Source organism: Streptomyces sp. JJ66 (assembly GCF_019303495.1).
Taxonomy (GTDB): domain Bacteria; phylum Actinomycetota; class Actinomycetes; order Streptomycetales; family Streptomycetaceae; genus Streptomyces.
In genome coordinates, this window is record NZ_JAEVFI010000027.1 from 36,805 (window position 1) to 53,971 (window position 17,167).

Annotated in this window: 17 protein-coding genes and 1 pseudogene; 4 read left to right on the forward strand and 14 right to left on the reverse strand. The window is 71.6% G+C overall.

What is annotated here, in order from left to right:
* Positions 1-16 precede the first annotated feature (16 nt).
* The 7 genes from JJV70_RS22935 to JJV70_RS17950 all read right to left on the reverse strand — a co-directional run bounded on the left by JJV70_RS22935 (position 17) and on the right by JJV70_RS17950 (position 6,532).
* Positions 17-763 (reverse strand): hypothetical protein, encoded by a 747-nt coding sequence (locus tag JJV70_RS22935; protein ID WP_257574151.1) that lies wholly within the window; start codon positions 761-763, stop codon positions 17-19.
* Positions 760-2,088, reverse strand: a complete 1,329-nt coding sequence (locus JJV70_RS17925) for an MAB_1171c family putative transporter (protein ID WP_219049017.1) — start codon at positions 2,086-2,088, stop codon at positions 760-762. The genes JJV70_RS22935 and JJV70_RS17925 overlap by 4 nt, the downstream gene beginning before the upstream one ends.
* A gap of 7 nt (positions 2,089-2,095) precedes the next feature.
* On the reverse strand, positions 2,096-2,656 hold the full coding sequence (locus tag JJV70_RS17930; protein WP_219049018.1) for a hypothetical protein: 561 nt from the start codon (positions 2,654-2,656) through the stop codon (positions 2,096-2,098).
* 287 nt (positions 2,657-2,943) lie between these two features.
* On the reverse strand, positions 2,944-3,435 hold the full coding sequence (locus JJV70_RS17935; protein ID WP_219049019.1) for a helix-turn-helix domain-containing protein: 492 nt from the start codon (positions 3,433-3,435) through the stop codon (positions 2,944-2,946).
* 606 nt (positions 3,436-4,041) lie between these two features.
* Positions 4,042-4,251 carry a DUF397 domain-containing protein gene (locus JJV70_RS17940; RefSeq protein ID WP_219049020.1) on the reverse strand — a complete coding sequence of 70 codons (210 nt, stop codon included), beginning with the start codon at positions 4,249-4,251 and terminating at the stop codon, positions 4,042-4,044.
* 346 nt (positions 4,252-4,597) lie between these two features.
* On the reverse strand, positions 4,598-5,461 hold the full coding sequence (locus JJV70_RS17945) for a helix-turn-helix transcriptional regulator (protein WP_219049021.1): 864 nt from the start codon (positions 5,459-5,461) through the stop codon (positions 4,598-4,600).
* A 297-nt stretch (positions 5,462-5,758) separates the two neighbouring features.
* Positions 5,759-6,532: a GPP34 family phosphoprotein gene (locus JJV70_RS17950; protein WP_219049022.1), complete on the reverse strand. Its 774-nt coding sequence runs from the start codon at positions 6,530-6,532 to the stop codon at positions 5,759-5,761.
* Between the two features lie 218 nt (positions 6,533-6,750).
* Here JJV70_RS17950 and JJV70_RS17955 point away from each other — a divergent pair, with 218 nt between their 5' ends.
* The 3 genes from JJV70_RS17955 (at position 6,751) to JJV70_RS17965 (ending at position 12,687) form a co-directional block, all read left to right on the forward strand.
* Positions 6,751-8,922, forward strand: a complete 2,172-nt coding sequence (locus JJV70_RS17955; RefSeq protein ID WP_308294886.1) for a serine hydrolase — start codon at positions 6,751-6,753, stop codon at positions 8,920-8,922.
* A 198-nt stretch (positions 8,923-9,120) separates the two neighbouring features.
* A complete protein-coding gene (locus tag JJV70_RS17960) occupies positions 9,121-11,775 on the forward strand; it encodes a bifunctional FO biosynthesis protein CofGH (RefSeq protein WP_219049024.1) in 2,655 nt (884 codons plus the stop codon).
* Between the two features lie 153 nt (positions 11,776-11,928).
* Positions 11,929-12,687 (forward strand): GntR family transcriptional regulator, encoded by a 759-nt coding sequence (locus JJV70_RS17965; protein ID WP_219049025.1) that lies wholly within the window; start codon positions 11,929-11,931, stop codon positions 12,685-12,687.
* A 44-nt stretch (positions 12,688-12,731) separates the two neighbouring features.
* On the opposite strand, the gene JJV70_RS17970 is transcribed toward JJV70_RS17965, so the two are convergent.
* From JJV70_RS17970 to JJV70_RS17990, 7 genes and pseudogenes are all read right to left on the reverse strand, one after another.
* The gene (locus JJV70_RS17970) at positions 12,732-13,025 is read right to left on the reverse strand and encodes a hypothetical protein (RefSeq protein WP_219049026.1); all 294 of its coding nucleotides are present in this window, start codon (positions 13,023-13,025) and stop codon (positions 12,732-12,734) included.
* 198 nt (positions 13,026-13,223) lie between these two features.
* Positions 13,224-13,391 (reverse strand): hypothetical protein, encoded by a 168-nt coding sequence (locus JJV70_RS17975; RefSeq protein WP_219046859.1) that lies wholly within the window; start codon positions 13,389-13,391, stop codon positions 13,224-13,226.
* Positions 13,392-13,653: 262 nt separating this feature from the next.
* Positions 13,654-13,848: a hypothetical protein gene (locus JJV70_RS22940; protein WP_257574152.1), complete on the reverse strand. Its 195-nt coding sequence runs from the start codon at positions 13,846-13,848 to the stop codon at positions 13,654-13,656.
* Positions 13,849-13,937: 89 nt separating this feature from the next.
* Positions 13,938-14,498, reverse strand: a complete 561-nt coding sequence (locus JJV70_RS17980; RefSeq protein WP_306823490.1) for a DUF5753 domain-containing protein — start codon at positions 14,496-14,498, stop codon at positions 13,938-13,940.
* 84 nt (positions 14,499-14,582) lie between these two features.
* Positions 14,583-14,789: pseudogene (locus JJV70_RS23305) on the reverse strand (helix-turn-helix domain-containing protein); the annotation flags it as partial.
* Positions 14,790-14,808: 19 nt separating this feature from the next.
* Positions 14,809-15,336 (reverse strand): DUF6879 family protein, encoded by a 528-nt coding sequence (locus JJV70_RS17985; protein WP_219049028.1) that lies wholly within the window; start codon positions 15,334-15,336, stop codon positions 14,809-14,811.
* Entirely contained in the window at positions 15,317-15,619 is a 303-nt protein-coding gene (locus JJV70_RS17990; RefSeq protein WP_257574153.1) for a hypothetical protein, read from the reverse strand. Before JJV70_RS17990 ends, JJV70_RS17985 begins: the two co-directional genes overlap by 20 nt.
* Positions 15,620-15,877: 258 nt before the next feature.
* Here JJV70_RS17990 and JJV70_RS17995 point away from each other — a divergent pair, with 258 nt between their 5' ends.
* Positions 15,878-17,002, forward strand: a complete 1,125-nt coding sequence (locus JJV70_RS17995; RefSeq protein WP_219049068.1) for an ADP-ribosylglycohydrolase family protein — start codon at positions 15,878-15,880, stop codon at positions 17,000-17,002.
* Positions 17,003-17,167 lie beyond the last annotated feature (165 nt).

Consider the following 17,167-nt stretch of genomic DNA (forward strand, 5'->3'; position numbering starts at 1 on the left):
CGCCCGGCGTACGCGGTCAGCCCCGCAGCAGGGCGTAGGTCGTCGCCGCGACGGCCGCGCCCAGGGCGGTACCGGCCCACACCTGCGCCACCGTGTGGTCCCGCAGCGCGACGCGCGACCAGCCCACCAGCGCGACGAGCGGGTAGGCGGCCAGCAGCCAGGGGCCGTAGACGAGCGCCAGGATGGCCACGCTGCCGGAAGAGACGGCGGCGTGCACGGACACCTTCCACACCACGGTGATCGCCATCAGCACCACCAGCGTGACCACCATCGCGGCGATGAGCGCGATCATCGGCCGGGGCGCGCCGAGCAGGCCCATGAGCAGGGTGCCGGTGGCCACCGAGGTGATGATGAACACCATCACGACGAGCCGCTGTTGCTTCACCCCCAGGTGTCGGTCGGCCCAGGTGCCGCGGCGGATACCGAAAGTGATGAACAGCACCGGGATGACGGCGGCGAACAGGGCGCCGAACAGTCCCCAGCCGACACCCGCGAGCCCGGCCACCCGCCAGCCGACGAGCAGCGTGAGCGCGGTGATCCAGTTCTTCGGCTCGAACCCGTCGGTCACGAACCGGGCCGCACGCGAGCGTGCTATGGCGTCCTCGGCCGGTGGGGCGGCCCGGTCGGTGGCTTCCCCCGGGGCGGCGGGACGATCGGTGGTGCGGTCGGCGGTGCGGTCGGCGGTGCGGGGCGCGGGGTCGGACGCGGCGGTAGCGGACCGGGTGGCGGCGGGGTGGGGGGGCGGCACGGGCGAGGTCGTCACGATGGCGCGGTCTCCTGGGGCGGGCTGGCGGTGCGGACGGTGAACTCCTGGACCTCCGGCCGCTGCAGCGCGGCCTGGAGCGCGTGCAGGACGCGGGCCTCGGCGTCCAGATCACTGAGGTCGCCGAGCCCCCGCACGGGACCGCCGCCGTCGGCGGGGCTGCCCGCCGGGGCGGCGGGGGCGGTCCCGGGTGCGGCGAGACCCACGGCCGGGGTGGCGCCCGCCGACGGGCCAGCGGCCGGGCCGGGGGCGGCGTCCAGCGCCACGCCGGCGTCCAGCGCGGCGTCCCCTCTCCGTGCGCTCGCGACCGGGGGCCGGCCAGCCAGTCTGGCGTGCCGCGCGGCCTCCAGCCAGCAGGCGTCGGCCAGCGCCTGCCGGGCGGTGCCGGTCAGCCCGCTGCGCGCGGCGACAGCCGCAGCGTGCTCGCGCTGCGCGGCCGTCACATACGGCTGGAGCGCGAGGATCGCGTCGCGGATCTCCACCATGCGCCGGTGCAGCCGCATGCGCAGCTCGCTCCGCCGCAGCTCCTCGGGCAGCACGACCTCCGGCACGGCGGCCGTCAGCGTCTGCCACAGCGGCGCCAGGGCCCGCAGGTGCCGCGCGTACCGCCGGGCGGCACGGGCGGCGCCGACGGCGGGCAGCACGCTGCCGAGCAGGATGAGCACGATGGCGGCGTGCTTGGCGACGTCCGTCCAGTGGGTGACGCCCGTGTCGGTGCCCGCGCCCGCCACGCCGGTCAGGCGCAGCACCAGGAAGGCGGCGCGGACGAGGGCGTAGCCGACACTGGCGGCGGTGCCCGCGCCGAGGAGGAGCAGCCCGGCGCGCAGCCAGCCCGCGCCCGCGTGCCGCTGCGCGCTCCAGAACAGGGTGGCGGCGACCGCCATGGCCAGGCCCAGGTAGGCGTACCAGACCAGGAGGTAGGTGGTGACGGCCGCGCCTCCGCCCGCGTGGAACTCGAAGAACTTCTCCGCCTGAGCCTCGCGCGGCGTCAGCGCGAACAGCACGGTCAGCGCGAGCAGCGTCGTCCCGGCCAGGGCCAGCCGCAGCCGCCGGCCGTCCCGGCTCGTGGGCCGGGTGATGCCGAAGACGAACTCCAGCAGCGCCGCCCCAGCCGTGAGGCCGAAGACGTGCTTGAGCAGCGTGGAGAGGTTGTTGACACCCGTGCCGCCGTCGATGGCCCGCATGATCTCGGGCAGCCGCAGCGTCATGGACAGGGTGAGGGCGGCGAAGGTCACCCACAGCGCGCGTTGCCGTCGGGCGCGCAGGGCGGCGGGCGCGCGCCACAGGACCATGGCCCACAGCAGGATCAGTACGGCGGTTTCCACGGATGCCTCACCAGCGGGCGGGAGGCCCGAAGGCGTCGCCCAGTCGGTCCAGTACCCCGGCCGCGCGGCCGGAGGCAGGCGGGGTTTCCTCGCTGAGCGCCCGGTCGCTGAGGATGGTGGCGAGGAGTTCGGCCTCCCGCTCCTGTTCGTCGGTGTAGCTGGTGCGGCCGAGGATGTGGAGCAGCTGGCCGAGGTCGAGATCGCCGTCCTCGTCAACGGGCTGGGCGCACTCGGCGACGTCCTGGAGCAGGCGGGTGGCGTACGCGGGACGTTCGGCGTCCGGGGCGCCGTGCCCGAGCACCAGGTGGGCGAGTTCGTGCAGCACGATCTGGAGCTTGTGCACGCCGCTGGTGGCGGGCTCGTAGAAGATCATGTCGGCCGTGCTGGTCGCCACCCAGACCCCGCAGGGGGTACTGGCGTCCGGGGCGCCCTCCAGGGGCACCAGACGCAGCGGGCGGCCCCGGCGGGCGGCGATGCGCTCGCACAGGACGTCGAGGTCGAACGGGCGGGGGAGGTCGAGCGCGTCGGCAACGGCCTCACAGCGGGCACGGCGGCTCGTGGTGGACATACGGACTCCTTCGCGCCCGTAGTTTAAGCGCCGCCGACGACACCCCGCCAAAATCTACGGGCCATTTCCGGAACGGACGGATGAGCTTCAGGGGGCGAAGGGCCGGGGCGCGGGCTGAATACCGTTACAGAAGATAAGGAAGGCGCATGAATGCGGCGTACGACGGGAAACCCGCGTGCCCGTCAATTCCCGGCCGTTCCTGTGCCCCGGCGTGCCACCGGTGCGCCCCCGCGTGCGCCGGGTGCGCCCCCTCGTGCGTCAGCCCTGGCGAGGTTGCGCCTCTCGGCTCACTTCCGGCGTCGTGGAGCCTCCGGAAGCCCTTCCAGGCGCCGGGCCTGCTCTACGACGCCACGGATGGCGCGCAGGCTGCCGACGGACAGGCCGTTCATCCGCACGGCGACGTCGCGCACCGCACCGTCGTCCAGCACTTCGGCCAACTCCCGCTGTGCACGAGTGAGTTCGACACTCTCCTTGAGCTTGGCGAGCTTCGCGTCCACCCGGTCGGCCACGGCGTCGTCGAAGAAGTACGTCACCGGTACGCCGAAGAACCCGGCGATGACGGTGAGCGTGGATACCTTCGGATCGGTGATCTCCCCCTTGCGGATCTTCTGGATGGTGGCGTGCGAGACCGTCTGGCCTCCCGCCCCCGCCTTCTCCTTGATCCCGTCCGCGATCTCCATGTAGCTGAGCGGCCCTCGTCCGGGCGGATGAAGCGTGCGGATCAGGTGATCGAGCCTGTCCGCGATGGTGCGCCCGTGGCCGGGTGTCCCCCTGTCCACCCCATCACCCCTTGTGGTCAACTCCGCGGCCGGTCAACCGCGGTCGGTCCTCTCACAAAGTTTACGCGTAACCGGCCAGTACCCCTCATCGTAAAATCATCTTGACAAGAGGGGTCTGTCCCGCCGTAGTCTTTCCACGGCCCGTAAAACGAAATAGACGGTGCGACGTACGGCTACGGGGGTTCGTATGGCGCACTCTACGGGGCGACGGCCCGGTGTGCGGCGGACTTCTGCCGCACACCGGGCCGTCGGCGCATTCCGGCACCCGATCTCGCGGGACACCCGAACACCCCGGGCGACGTGGAGCCGCCGGGAACCTGCGGTGGGCGCGCGGACGTCCGCCCGGTTCACCCCTCGGGAGCGCGCTCACCCGGAACTCGCCGGGCCGGGACCCACGCACGCAGCCGCGCGCACCCTGCGAGGGTGCGCGCGGCTGGCGGGTGACGCCCCGCGAGCCGTCGCCGACCGGCCGCGCCACGCGGGGGGAGGGAACACGTGGCACTGCCGGGGGCGGTACGGCCCCGGGCCCCCCGGGCCGGGCCGCCAGCGGCGTCCGTCCGGGAGGAGCGGGGCGGTACCGCGCGGGACGGACCGCGCGGAGAGGGGTCAGCTCTGGCCGAGGCCGCCCGCGTCCACAGCGGAGAGGAAGGACGTCCAGGAGCCCGGAGCGAAGGCGATGGAGGGACCGAGCGGATTCTTGGAGTCCCGCACCGCGACCGTCCGCTCAGCCGGGGACTTCACTTCGACGCAGGCGCCGTTACCGCCCGAGTAGCTGGACTTCACCCAGTGCGTGGTCCTGCCCTGCCGGATTGCCATGGTCTCTACTCCCGTCTCCCCCGGTATCCCATCATGGTCTGATGGAGGGGGATATCAGCTGAGAAGCCAGCTTTCTCACTGGCGCATGATCGACCGTACTCGCCAACTGCCGCCCCTGAAGCTGTCGTTCACCCGACCGGATGGCATATTCCGGGAGCGCCTTCCCGCACTCGCGGCGGGGGTGTACGGTGCGCCCTCGCCCACGGTGCGGGGCTCATCGACGGACGCGACGCGGCCCCGCCCCGGGCACTTCCAGGGGCGGGGCCGTGGGGCGAGGCCGGGGGGCGGGGCCGGGGCCGGGGCGACGCGGGCGGGACTGCGGGAGTCGGTTCCGGCCGACCCCCGGTCAGGTCTCGCGCGCGTACTCCTTCGCGACGTCCTGGATGAACGCCCGGCTGTCCTCCGCGTTCAGCGCCTGCGCGCGCAGGTGCTCGTACATCACGCTGTAGCTCTGCACGTCCGGCCCCTTCTCCAGGTACAGGTCGCTCGTGACGCCCTCCAGGTACACCACCGTGGAGTCGGCGGTGTCGGGAAACTCCAGGATGGCGTACTGGCCGTTCACGCCAGGATGCGCGCCCATCGAGAACGGCATCACCTGCACCGTCACGTGCGGCAGCTGCGACAGCTCACCGAGGTGTTCCAGCTGTTCGATCATGGTCTGCCGTCCGCCGACCCGGCGGCGCAGCGCGGCCTCGTCGAGCACGGCCCACAGCCGCAACGGGTTCTTCGGCGCCGTCACCCGCTCCTGCCGGCGCATCCGCACCCGCACCCGCTTCTCGATCTCGGCGGGCGGCGCCTCGGGCAGTGCACCGGCGATGACCGCCTCGGCGTACGTCTGCGTCTGGAGCAGGCCGGGCACGATCTGCGGCTCGTAGATGCGCAGGGACGCGGCGTCGGTCTCCAGGCCGATGTAGACGCTGTACGGGATGTCGCCGAAGGCGTGCCACCAGCCCTGCTGGCGCGACTCCTTGGCCATCTGCATCAGGGAGTCGACTATGCGCGGGTCGGTGACCTCGTAGACGGCGCACAGGTCGCGCACGTCGCGCTGGCTGATACTGCGGCGGCCGTTCTCCAGCCGGCTGATCTTGGACTGGGAGACGAGCAGGCGGTCGGCGACCCCCTCGGCCGTCATCCCCCTCTCCTCGCGGAGCCTGCGCAGCTCCTGCCCCAGCCGGCGCCTTCTCACGGTGGGATTGATGTTGGACGCCACGGAACGTACACCTCCGCTGGTCAGACTCTGCTCGTGACAGCAGAGTGCCAGCAACGGGGCGTCCGCACGGGGTGTTTGCCAGATTTTCGCCACCACGTGTATCCGAACGCCTGCACGGGGTGCCCGGGCTGGCGTGCCGCGTGGCGCATCACCGCGACGCCACGCCTTGGGCCGGGACGGCCGCGCCGGACCGTCCGGCCACCCCAGGAGCACGTACGCTTGCGCCCGCCAGAGCGGGCGCAAGCGACCAGCGAGGCCAGCGAGGCCAGCGAGGCCAGCGAGGCCAGCGACGAGCGGCTAGCGGACGCCGGCGACGCGGGCCATACCGGCCGCGCGCCGTGGCTGCTCCGGCACACCGCCCGCGCGTCCGGACGCGGGCGGCCCGGACGCTCCGGACCGCTGGCCCCGCGCACCCCCGGCCGCCGCGGCACGCCGGGGACCAGCCGCCGCCACGCCGTTCTGCACGTCCATCACCGCGTGGGCGACAAGGCCGCCCATCGGGTCGTGCCGGATCAGGTCCCGCAGGCGGGAACGGCACGACCGGCCCTCGTTGCCGGGGTAAAGGTGCTTGCCGAGCCCGACCGCGTGGGCCAGTGCGGCCAGCGCGGCCGTCCGTGGGTCCGGCGGCACGCCGGTACGGATCGCGGCATCCAGCCGGGCCCTGATCTCCCGGCTGATCGCCGTGTCCGTCGCCTGGTAGCGCGTCGTCGGCAGCACCCCGCACATCTGGCCGTTGACGGCATGCACCATGCCGCAGCGCTCCAGGTGCGTGAGGTACGTCTGGCGCAGCCCCAGCCGAGGCCCGCCGACCCAGTGGACGGCCCGCACCGGGCTGCCGCGTCTGCGCAGCAGTTCCAGCGCGGAGTCCAGTGTCGGATCTCCCGTCGGCCGTGGCAGCACCACGGCTATGCGGTCCCCGTCTGGGGCTATACGCCCGGCCATGGCCAGCTCGACGAGCTGCGCTCCAGCAAGGCCGAGATCGAGCGACTGCGGCTGTGCCGTGGTACCCGTGGCCGGGTCCAAAGCCAGCAGCAGCAGCTCCTCCGGAATTGTTCTGCGAATCCTGCCCATCCATGCCTCCCCGCGTGGATGCATGACAGGGTGACCCCTCTCACATTGTTCTGTCGAGAGCACCTGACCGCTATGTACGGGAACCAGTAGGTATGTCGTACCCGTCTGGCCACTGGGAGGCCGGGGTCAGCCGCGTCGCGCGTTCGAATCCGGACGCGCGGACGGCGACACTGGTGCGGCAGACGCGAAGCGTTTCAGTGGATACAGCAGGAGGCACGGTGGCGGGCGAGTCCCCCGACAAGTCGAAGCACGTGGGGTCGTCGGGGGAGACGACGGAGGAACGAGGGACGGTTCCCGCCCATCGGGAGGCCACCGACCCCCGCACGGCGTACACCTCCGGCCCAAAGGACCCCGAGACCGCGCCGGACCAGGGCGCCACGACCCCGGCGCCCGGAAAGACCCCGAGCCGGGCAACGCCTGCGGACTCCGGCCTCGGCTCCAGCTCCGGGACCGGCCCGGCCGACTCCCCGGCGGCGTCCGGCGCGGCCCCGGGGCCGCAGGCCGACGCGGAGTCGAGCCCGGCCACCACACCGAACCGGGACGCGTCCGCCGACACCACGTCGGACGCCGACGCCAAGCCGCAGCCCGAGCCTGCGCCGCAGCCGGAACCCGCGCCGGAGGCGCAGCCGAAGCAGAACGCCGAGCCCGGGCGCGACGCCGACCCCGAGTCCACGGCGAACGCCAACGCCGAGGGCGCCCCCGACGCCGAGCCGGAACCCGGTGCCGACGCGCAGCCGAAGCCGGAGCCCGACCCGGAACCCAAGCTTGAGCCGAAGCCCGAGCCCGGCCCCCAGCCCGAGCCGAAACCCGAGCCGGAGCCAAAGCCGGAGCCAAAGCCCGAGCCGGAGCCGGAGTCCCGCCCCGAGCACCCCGCCGAGCGCACCAGCCGGTTCGTGGCGTTGCGCTCGGCCGACGCCACCAGCCCCCCGCGCGCCGAGCCGGAGAAGCCCGCCCCCGGGAAACCCACCCCCACCCAGCCCGAGCCCGCACCCGGCCCCGTACCCAAGCCCGCCCCCAAACCCCAACCCGAGCCCGCCCCCACCCCCGCCGACCGGACCGCCGAAGTCCCCGAGCCGGAGCGGACGCGGCAGCAGCCGATGCCGCCCACACCGGGACAGCAGCCGCTCGACCTGCTCGCGGAGCTGACCAACAAGCCCGCGCCGCCCAAGACACCGCTGCGCACGTTCCTGCGCCGGATCAAGATCTACACCCCGCTCATCCTCCTCCTGGTGTTCGTGGTGGGCACGGCCCAGCTGTTGCGTCCGCTGCCCGAGCCGGAGCTGGAGCTCACCGCGAACGCGTCATACGCCTTCGACGGCGCCGAGCCGCAGATCGCCTGGCCCAGTGAGGGGCAGGCGGCCATGGAGGTGGACGGACTCGGCTCGTTCGGCACGCACGGCGAGCAGAAGCCGGTGCCGATCGCCAGCGTCGCGAAGGTGATGACGGCGTACGTGCTGCTCAAGGAGCACCCGGTGAAGCCGGGTGAGGAGGGCGCGAGCATCCCGGTGGACGAGCAGGCCGAGCAGGAGGCGGGCCTGAGCGAGCAGGGCGAGTCGACGGTCGAGGTGACGGCCGGTGAAACGATCACGCAGGGCGAGGCACTCAACGCGCTGATGATCGCGTCGGCGAACAACGTGGCCCGGCTCGTCGCGCGCTGGGACGCGGGCTCGGAGAAGGCGTTCGTGGAGAAGATGAACGCCGCCGCCAAGGACCTGGGCATGAAGAACACCACCTACACCGACCCCAGCGGGCTGCGCGCGGAGACGGTCAGCACGGCCGAGGACCAGGTGAAGCTGGGCAAGGCGGTGATGGAGTTCGAGGTGTTCCGCGACATCGTCAACAAGCCGAGCTATGAGGACAGCAGCGGCAAGACGCACCGCAACTGGAACTTCCTCGTCCCGCAGTTCGGCACGGTCGGCATCAAGACCGGCACCACCACCGCCGCCGGCGGCAACCTGCTGTTCGCCGCGACGGCCGACGCCGGCGGCACCCGGCAGCTGGTCATCGGCGCCGTCCTCGGCCAGCACCAGCCCTCGATCATCGACACGGTGCTGGCGGCGGGCAAGGAGCTGATCCTGTCCGCACAGGACGTGCTCGCCTCGGAGACGTTCGTCAAGAAGGGCGAGGTTGTCGGCGTCGTGGATGACGGTCTCGGCGGCCGGACGCCGCTGGTCGCCACCGAGGACGTCGCCGCCGTCGGCTGGTCGGGGCTGACGGTGGACCTGGGCCTGGACGCGCCGAAGGACGGCGTGCCGCACGAGGCGGAACCGGGCACGGAGGTCGGACACCTGACGGTCGGGGACGGGCCGGGGCAGGTACGGGTGCCCGTCGCGCTGGAGCGCGAGCTGACGGAGCCCGGACCGGGGGCGAAGCTCACCCGCGTCCGGTAACCCACCCCCGTCCCACCGGGTAACACTCCCCCGCCGTGGGTCCCCCGGTCGCGCCCCGCGCCCAGCCAGGCACCCGCCTGTGCCAGACACCCGCCTTGGCCGGGCACCCGCCCGTGCCGGGCACGCCCTGGCCAGGCTCCCGCCCCGCCCGGTAACGGTCTGACCGGGCGGGGCGGGTCAGCGTCGTACGCTCGGGGCATGCCTTCCGACGCGCAGCACCCCGCCCCGTCGTCCGGACCGACCGCCGCCACCCCCGCACCCACCGCCAACGCGATGCGCCGCGCGCTGAGGCGGGCGCGGGACGGCGTCGCGCTGGACGTGGACGAGGCGGCCGTCCTGCTCCAGGCGCGCGGCGCGGACCTGGCGGACCTGACCGCCTCCGCCGCCCGGGTACGCGACGCCGGGCTGGCGGCGGCGGGGCGGCCCGGCGTCATCACCTACTCCAAGTCGGTGTTCGTGCCGCTGACCCGGCTGTGCCGCGACCGGTGCCACTACTGCACGTTCGCCACCGTGCCCGGCAAGTTGCGGCGCGAGGGTCACGGGATGTTCCTGTCCGTGGACGAGGTGCTCGACATCGCGCGGCGTGGCGCGGCGCTCGGCTGCAAGGAAGCGCTGATCACGCTCGGCGACCAGCCCGAGGACCGCTGGCCCGAGGCGCGTGAGTGGCTGGACGCGCGCGGCTACGACGACACGCTGGCCTACGTGCGGGCGGTGTCGATCCGGGTGCTGGAGGAGACGGGGCTGCTGCCGCACCTGAACCCCGGCGTCGTCTCCTGGTCGGACTTCCAGCGGCTCAAGCCCGTCGCGCCGTCGATGGGGATGATGCTGGAGACGACGGCGACGCGGCTGTGGAGCGAGCCCGGCGGCCCGCACCACGGCTCACCGGACAAGGACCCGGCCGTGCGGCTGCGGGTACTTGAGGACGCGGGCCGCTCGTCCGTCCCCTTCACCAGCGGGCTGCTGATCGGGATCGGGGAGACGGTCGTCGAGCGCGCGGAGTCGCTGTTCGCGCTGCGCCGGGTCGCCCGCGCCTACCAGGGCATCCAGGAACTGATCATCCAGAACTTCCGGGCCAAGCCGGACACGGTGATGCGGCACGCGCCGGACGCCGAACTGGACGACCTGGTGGCCACGGTGGCCGTCGCCCGGCACATCCTGGGACCGTCCGCCTGCCTCCAGGCGCCGCCGAACCTGGTGGACGACGGGGAGCGTGCCGGGGCGAGTGCCGGGGTAAGTGACGCCTACGCGCGCCTGATCGGGGCCGGAATCGACGACTGGGGCGGCGTCTCCCCGGTGACGCCCGACCACGTCAACCCCGAGCGTCCGTGGCCGCAGCTGGACCTGCTCGCCGAGCGCTCGGCCGCCGCCGGGTTCGAGCTGCGCGAACGGCTGTGCGTCTACCCCGAGTTCGTCCGGCGCGGTGAGCCGTGGCTGGACCCGCGCGTCCTCCCCCACGTGCGCGCGCTGGCCGACCCGGAAACGGGGCTGGCCCGCCCGGACGCCGTCCTCACCGGCCACCCGTGGCAGGAGCCGGACGAGCCGTTCACCGCGAGTGGCCGCACCGACCTGCACCGCACCATCGACACCACCGGCCGCACCGCCGACCGGCGCGACGACTTCGACGAGGTGTACGGCGACTGGGCCGCGCTGCGCGAGCAGGCCGCGCCCGGGATGGCGCCGGAGCGCATCGACGGCGACGTGCGCGCCGCGCTCTCCCAGGCCGCCGCCGACCCCACCCAGCTCACCGACGACCAGGCCCTCACCCTCCTCCACGCCGACGGTCCGGCGCTGGACGCCCTGTGCTCCATCGCCGACACGCTGCGCCGCGACGTGGTGGGCGACGAGGTCACCTACGTCGTCACCCGGAACATCAACTTCACCAACGTCTGCTACACCGGCTGCCGCTTCTGCGCCTTCGCCCAGCGCCGCACGGACGCCGACGCGTACACCCTCTCCTTGTCCCAGGTCGCCGACCGGGCCCAGCAGGCGTGGGACGTCGGCGCGGTGGAGGTGTGCATGCAGGGCGGAATCCACCCCGACCTGCCGGGCACCGCCTACTTCGACATCGCCCGCGCGGTGAAGGAGCGCGTGCCCGGCATCCACGTCCACGCGTTCTCGCCGATGGAGGTCGTCAACGGCGCGTCCCGCACCGGCCTGTCCCTCCGCGACTGGCTGACGGCGGCCAAAGAGGCGGGCCTGGACTCCCTTCCCGGCACCGCCGCCGAGATCCTGGACGACGACGTGCGCTGGGTGCTGACCAAGGGCAAGCTGCCTGCGGCCACCTGGATCGAGGTGGTCACCACCGCCCACTCGCTCGGCCTGCGCACCTCGTCCACGATGATGTACGGCCACGTTGACCAGCCGCGCCACTGGCTCGGGCACCTGCGCACCCTGGCCCGCGTCCAGCAGGAGACGGGCGGCTTCACCGAGTTCGTCACGCTCCCCTTCATCCACACCAACGCGCCCGTCTACCTCGCCGGGATCGCCCGCCCGGGCCCGTCCACCCGCGACAACCGCGCGGTGACCGCCATGGCCCGCCTCCTCCTCCACCCTCACATCCCCAACATCCAGACCAGCTGGGTCAAGCTCGGCGCGGAGGGCGCGGCCGAGATGCTGCGCTCCGGCGCCAACGACCTGGGCGGCACGCTGATGGAGGAGACGATCTCACGCATGGCCGGATCCAGCTACGGCAGTTACCGCTCCGTGCGCGACCTGCGCGCCATCGCCGCCTCCGTCGGCCGCCCCGCCCGCCCCCGCACCACCACCTACGGCGAGGTCCCCGCCGACCGCGTAGCCACCGCCGAGTCCTCCGACGGCCACCTCCCCCAACTCCTCCCCCTCCTGAACCCCTGACGCCCCACCCGGGCCGGGCTGGCTCGGTCTCCCTCACCGTCGTGATAATCCCCAGCGCATCCTCGAAGAGAACCGGTGCCCACGTGGTTTCCTCCCGCAGTGCAGCGACGCGATCAGCCCCGGTAGCTGGAGATGGTCCGAAGGAAGTGACGGATGAACGGTGACGGCAGCAGGCCACAGCCCAAGTACCGGCGGATCGCCGAGGAGCTGAAGGGCGCGATCGCGGACGGCACTTATGCGCCCGGGGACCGGCTGCCGGGCGAGAACGACCTGATGGCCACGCACCAAGTGGCCAGGATGACGGCACGCCAGGCGCTCAGCGTGCTCCAGAGCGAAGGCATTGCCGAGGCCCGCAAGGGTGCGGGTGTCTTCGTCCGGGCCGTCCGTCCCCTTCGGCGGCGCAGCGTTCCGCGCGTGGCGCGGGAGCAGTGGGGAGCTGGGCGGTCGGTATGGGAGGCCGACGCGGAGGGCCGCGAGGTCAGCGTCGATCGCGTCCAGGTGAGCGAGGAGCCGGTACCGGACGCGATCGGCGTCGTCCTGGACGTGGGGCCGAACGCGCCGGTCTGCGTCCGCAGGCGACGGTATGCGCTGGACGGCGAACCCGTGCTGCTCGCCACGTCGTACCTGCCCGCCGAGCTGGTCCGGGGAACGCCCGTCACCGAACCGGACACCGGGCCGGGTGGGCTCTACGCCCGGCTGACGGAGCTGGGGCACGAGCCGGTGCGGTTCCGGGAGGAGGTGCGCGCACGCATGCCCTCAGCGGAGGAGACCGACGCGCTTGCCCTGTCGGCGGGCACCCCGGTGATGCTGGTGTGCCGCACGGCCTACACCGAGGACGGCCGCGCGGTGGAGGTCAACGACATGATCCTCCGCGCGGACGCGTACGTCCTGGAGTACGGCTTCAACGCCTGAGCAGCCCATCGCCACGGCGGGCACGCCACGCGAGGCAACGGGCCTTAGCCGATGGCGGCGAGGTCGTGCAGGCTGCGGCGGTGCTCTTCCGCGACCTCTACGCGCACCGGGCGGGCGCCGGTGGCCTGGGTGACCGTGTAGGCGGCCTGTACTACGGCGTCCAGGAGGGAGATGCCTGGGGTCCAGCAGGCCACTTCGGAGGGGTCCGGCCCGCAGCAGGTGGGAGTGAGGGACCCGTTCTCCGGATTGCCCAGGTCTTCGCCCCGCTCGGCGAAAGGTTCCATGTCATCTTCGGTGAGCGTGCGGTCGAGAATGAGGGTGAAGTGCCAGTGCTGCACGTTTCCCGCCCTTCATGGGTGCTTCCGCTCGTACGCGCTCAACCGGACCTCCACCTGAGGGCACGAACAGGCCAGTCAGGCGCCTTCACAGCCCTGCGCAGCATAGAGGCTCCAGGCGGCCCGCTTACCAACCGGCCTCGAACCGAGCGCGCCCCGCCATGAGGTGGGGCGCGCTCTTCGTCATGCCTTCAGCCGTGGCTACTTGTCGTCGTCGGGCTTGGGTTCAGGGGGACGTGGGGCCTCCGGAGGCATCGGCCCTCCGTCGTGCCTGCCGCCGTCCAGGGCCGGGTGCGCGAACGGGATACCGCGCCAGCCCTCAGCATCCGGCGTACGAGACGCGTACGTCTCCACAGCCACACGGGTCATGGGAACGCTCCTTTCTCCTCGGTGTTTCCGGACCCCGCCCGGCATGGGGCGGGGCGTCTGGGGATGAGCGCGCGGGCATGCGTGGCCAGCACGCCCCGAGACGGCGCAGGCACCGCCGCCTGCCTCAGACGGCCCTACTGACGCCCCTTCGCCTGGCAGATGGAGCACGGGAAGGGACACGGCTTGACGACCGCCCCACGCGGAACGAACACCACACCGGACGCACGGTCCACCCGGGGAACACCGGACGCCGGGGCCGCCGTCAGTGCCCCTCGGGGTGCCGGGCCAGGAAGACGTTGCAGTCAGAGACCGTCGTCATGTCCCCACCCGCACGCGCACGATCCCGCACACTCACCAGCGCAGCACACCCCGCACACCCCTCCACCGGCTCCGGCGCCGCCTCCCAGCGCAACGGCAACTCAACCGGCGCAGTGGAATACCTCGTTGGCTCGGACATCCGACACCCCTTCGCGTCACTCACGTGATGAAGACGCTACGGAGCGTTGACATCCAACATCTATGAAGTTCCAGAGAGTTCCACGCTCATCACTCCAACGCGTCAATCGCCGCGATGATCAACGCCCGGGCTTCTGCCCCGTGCACGGCCAGCCGAGAGAACTCCTGAAATGCGCGGAGGTATTGACTGACTTCACTCGGCGCAGTGATGTTCACGCGCGCGGTAAGCAGCTCGACTTCGGCTTGCTCGGTGTCGTACACGCTGAACGTTTCCGTTTTCCACATGCACCGCTCAACGGAAAATGGAATCACACCTAGCGAAACGGAAGGAAATGCCATGGACGACAGCAGATAACCGAGCTGTCCGGCCATGGTCTCAGCGTCGCCCACGCGGTGCCGTAGCACCGCTTCTTCAAGTACCAACGCAAATCGATGACCACCTTCTCGAACCACTCGAAAAGAACGATCCAGCCGAGCATCAGCGGCGGCACTCACGTCGTCAGGAAGCTGGTGGAACTTGCTAATGGAACGCAGCAGCGCCGATGCGTAGGCGTGGGTTTGCAGCACTCCGGGTACTACATTCGAGCAGTAGGTGCGGAACACCCCCGTGCGCTCGTACAACGGGATGTATGATTCCTGGAGCTGCTTCAAGCCAGATCGCTGAACACGGCGCCACTCAACGTACATGTTGTCGGCAGAGCGAGCCACAGCAACTAGATCTGCCGCTTGGTCGTCAGCATCGCAAGCACGACACCATGCGCGAATGTCTTCGGGGGTAGGCGCAGTGACGGCGTTCTCGAGACGAGAGACTTTGGACTTGCACCAACCAGCACTGACAGCCACAGTGTGGCCAGACAAGCCCGCGTCCTTCCTGATCTCCCGTAGTCGGTCAGCTACGGCCTTACGGGCCTCTTGCGCACTTGACGAGGGGGAGGCGGGCATGTCTTAGTCAGTCAGCCCGTCAGATCTCGTAATTCTCGTGCGGGATTGCGCGTTTCCAAACATCTTCGAACGCGTCAGCACATAGGGCTACAGTTTTGGGGTTTTCGGTGTACTGCGGATCGATGATCTTCCCATCCCCTGAGAAGAGGTTGAAGCGCACGGCCTTATCATCGATCAGCCAAAAGTCATTACCGGGAAGCGCTAGCTCGCTCGCCCGACTGCGGGGGAGCCAGCGCACTTGTTCTCCTGCCCTGACAATCCACGGGGTTCCAGAATGCTCGTACCTGATGTACTCGGTCACAGGCTCCGAGACGACGCGGGCGCGGCGAACGCTCACACCCCGTGCTACGAGGCCCGAGATGAGGTTCACCCACGGCTTCCAGTACGCGGCAGCGGCTTCGTCGTCGCGTCGGTAGCCGGTCTTCTTCCAGTGCTGATACTCCTCGGATTCCGTATCTGCCGCATAGACGTCGCGCAGCTCCAAATGTACCGCTGCACGCTCTGCGGAGTTCAGCAGGTCCTCGAAGCTAGGAACCCTCAGCCTCATCACGCACCCTCCTGATCAGCTCGACCATGCGGTACGGAAGCCGGACGATGCCCTCGCTTTCGGCCTGCGGACTGTCAGTCACACAGACAGCCTTCGTCTCATCGTCGGCCTTCCAGCCCTGGAAGAGAACTTCCTTCTTCTCGTCATCGATCCAGACCGCAGGACAGTTGCCCTGAGCGGTGCCGGAGTCAATCCCAATGAACCCTAGAGCCATGGCTATTGCCGTCCTCTCGCTGGTTCCACTGGGTTCCACGAGCGTTCCCCTGTTGGCGGTCAGCGTCAAGAGTGCCTCACCTCCGAGCACGGTTGGAGATAAGGTCCTGTCCGGTTTCCGTCCACCTGGGGCTCGAAACGTCGGCTGCGGGGCGCGCTCTCAGGTACGGGCGGGCCGACCCTGGCAGGAGGCGCGGCCGGTTGCGGCAGCGGGTCGGGGAGGCGGGTCGGGCAGCGTCCGGCACCTGGTCACGGGAGGGGGTCGCGGTGGTGGAATACAGTGCGGGGCGGATGTGTAGGGCCGGGTGAGGGGGCTGCCGTGACCGGGTTGGAGCAGGCCGGTGGGGCGGGCGTGTGGGGGCGTGCCGAGCAGCAGGCGTTCCGCGGCCGGGTGCGCGGGTGCCTGCTCGGCGGGGCGATCGGGGACGCGCTGGGGGCGGGCGTCGAGTTCGCGTCGCTGGCCGCGATCCGCGAGGCGTACGGGCCGCAGGGCGTCACCGACTACGTGCCCGCGTACGGGCGGCGCGGCGCGGTGACCGACGATACGCAGCTGACCCTGTTCACCGTGGACGGGCTGATACGCGCCCACGTGCGGCGGGATACCGGGGCCTGGCATCCGCCGACCGACGTGCACGCCGCGTACCGCAGGTGGGCGGCCACGCAGCGGGACTGGGGGCCGGACGAGCGCAGGCGCGAGGACGGCTGGCTGGCGCGCGAGGAGTGGCTGTACGCGCGGCGCGGGCCGGGCAACGCGTGCCTGACCGGGCTGGCGGACGACCGCATGGGCACCCTGGAGCGGCCGAAGAACCCGGAGTCCAAGGGCTGCGGGACGGTGATGCGGTCCGCGCCGTTCGGGCTGCTGGTGGGCTGGGAGCCGCAGTTGGTGTTCCAGCTGGCGATGGAGTGCGCCGCGCAGACCCACGGCCACCCGACCGGGTATCTGGCGGCCGGTGCGTTCGCGGCGATCGTGCACGCGGTGACGCGCGGCGAGTCGCTGGACGCGGCCGTGCAGCAGACGCTCACCCAGCTGGCGGTGCACCCGGGGCACGAGGAGACCACCGACGCGCTGAAGCGGGCGCTGGGCGCGGTACGGCAGGGGATGCCGAGCGCCGAACGGGTGGAGTCGCTGGGTGAGGGCTGGGTCGCCCAGGAGGCGCTGGCCATGGGCGTGTACTGCGCGCTGGTCGCCGAGGATGTGCGGCACGGGCTGCTGCTGGCCGTCAACCACGGCGGCGACTCCGACTCCACCGGCTCCATCTGCGGCAACCTGCTCGGCGCGCTGCACGGCGAGACCGCGCTGCCGCCGCACTGGGTGGTGGAGCTGGAGGGCCGGGCGACGATGCTTCAGCTCGCGGACGACTTCGCGATGGAGATGACCCAGGGGGCCGCCCTGCACAGCCCGGCCACCCCGACGGGCTCCCCCGGCTGGCTCGACCGCTACCCACGCGCGTAACTCGACCGCTACCCACACGCGAAACCGGCCACGCGGCACCCGGCGTATGCGGGGGCTCGCGGCACCTGGCGTAAGCGGGTGTACCGGCGGAGGGCGTGTTTGTTAGTCCAACGCTGGTCAGGGAATACGTGGCCTGCGGCCCTCGCGGGGGCCGCTTAGGTTTCG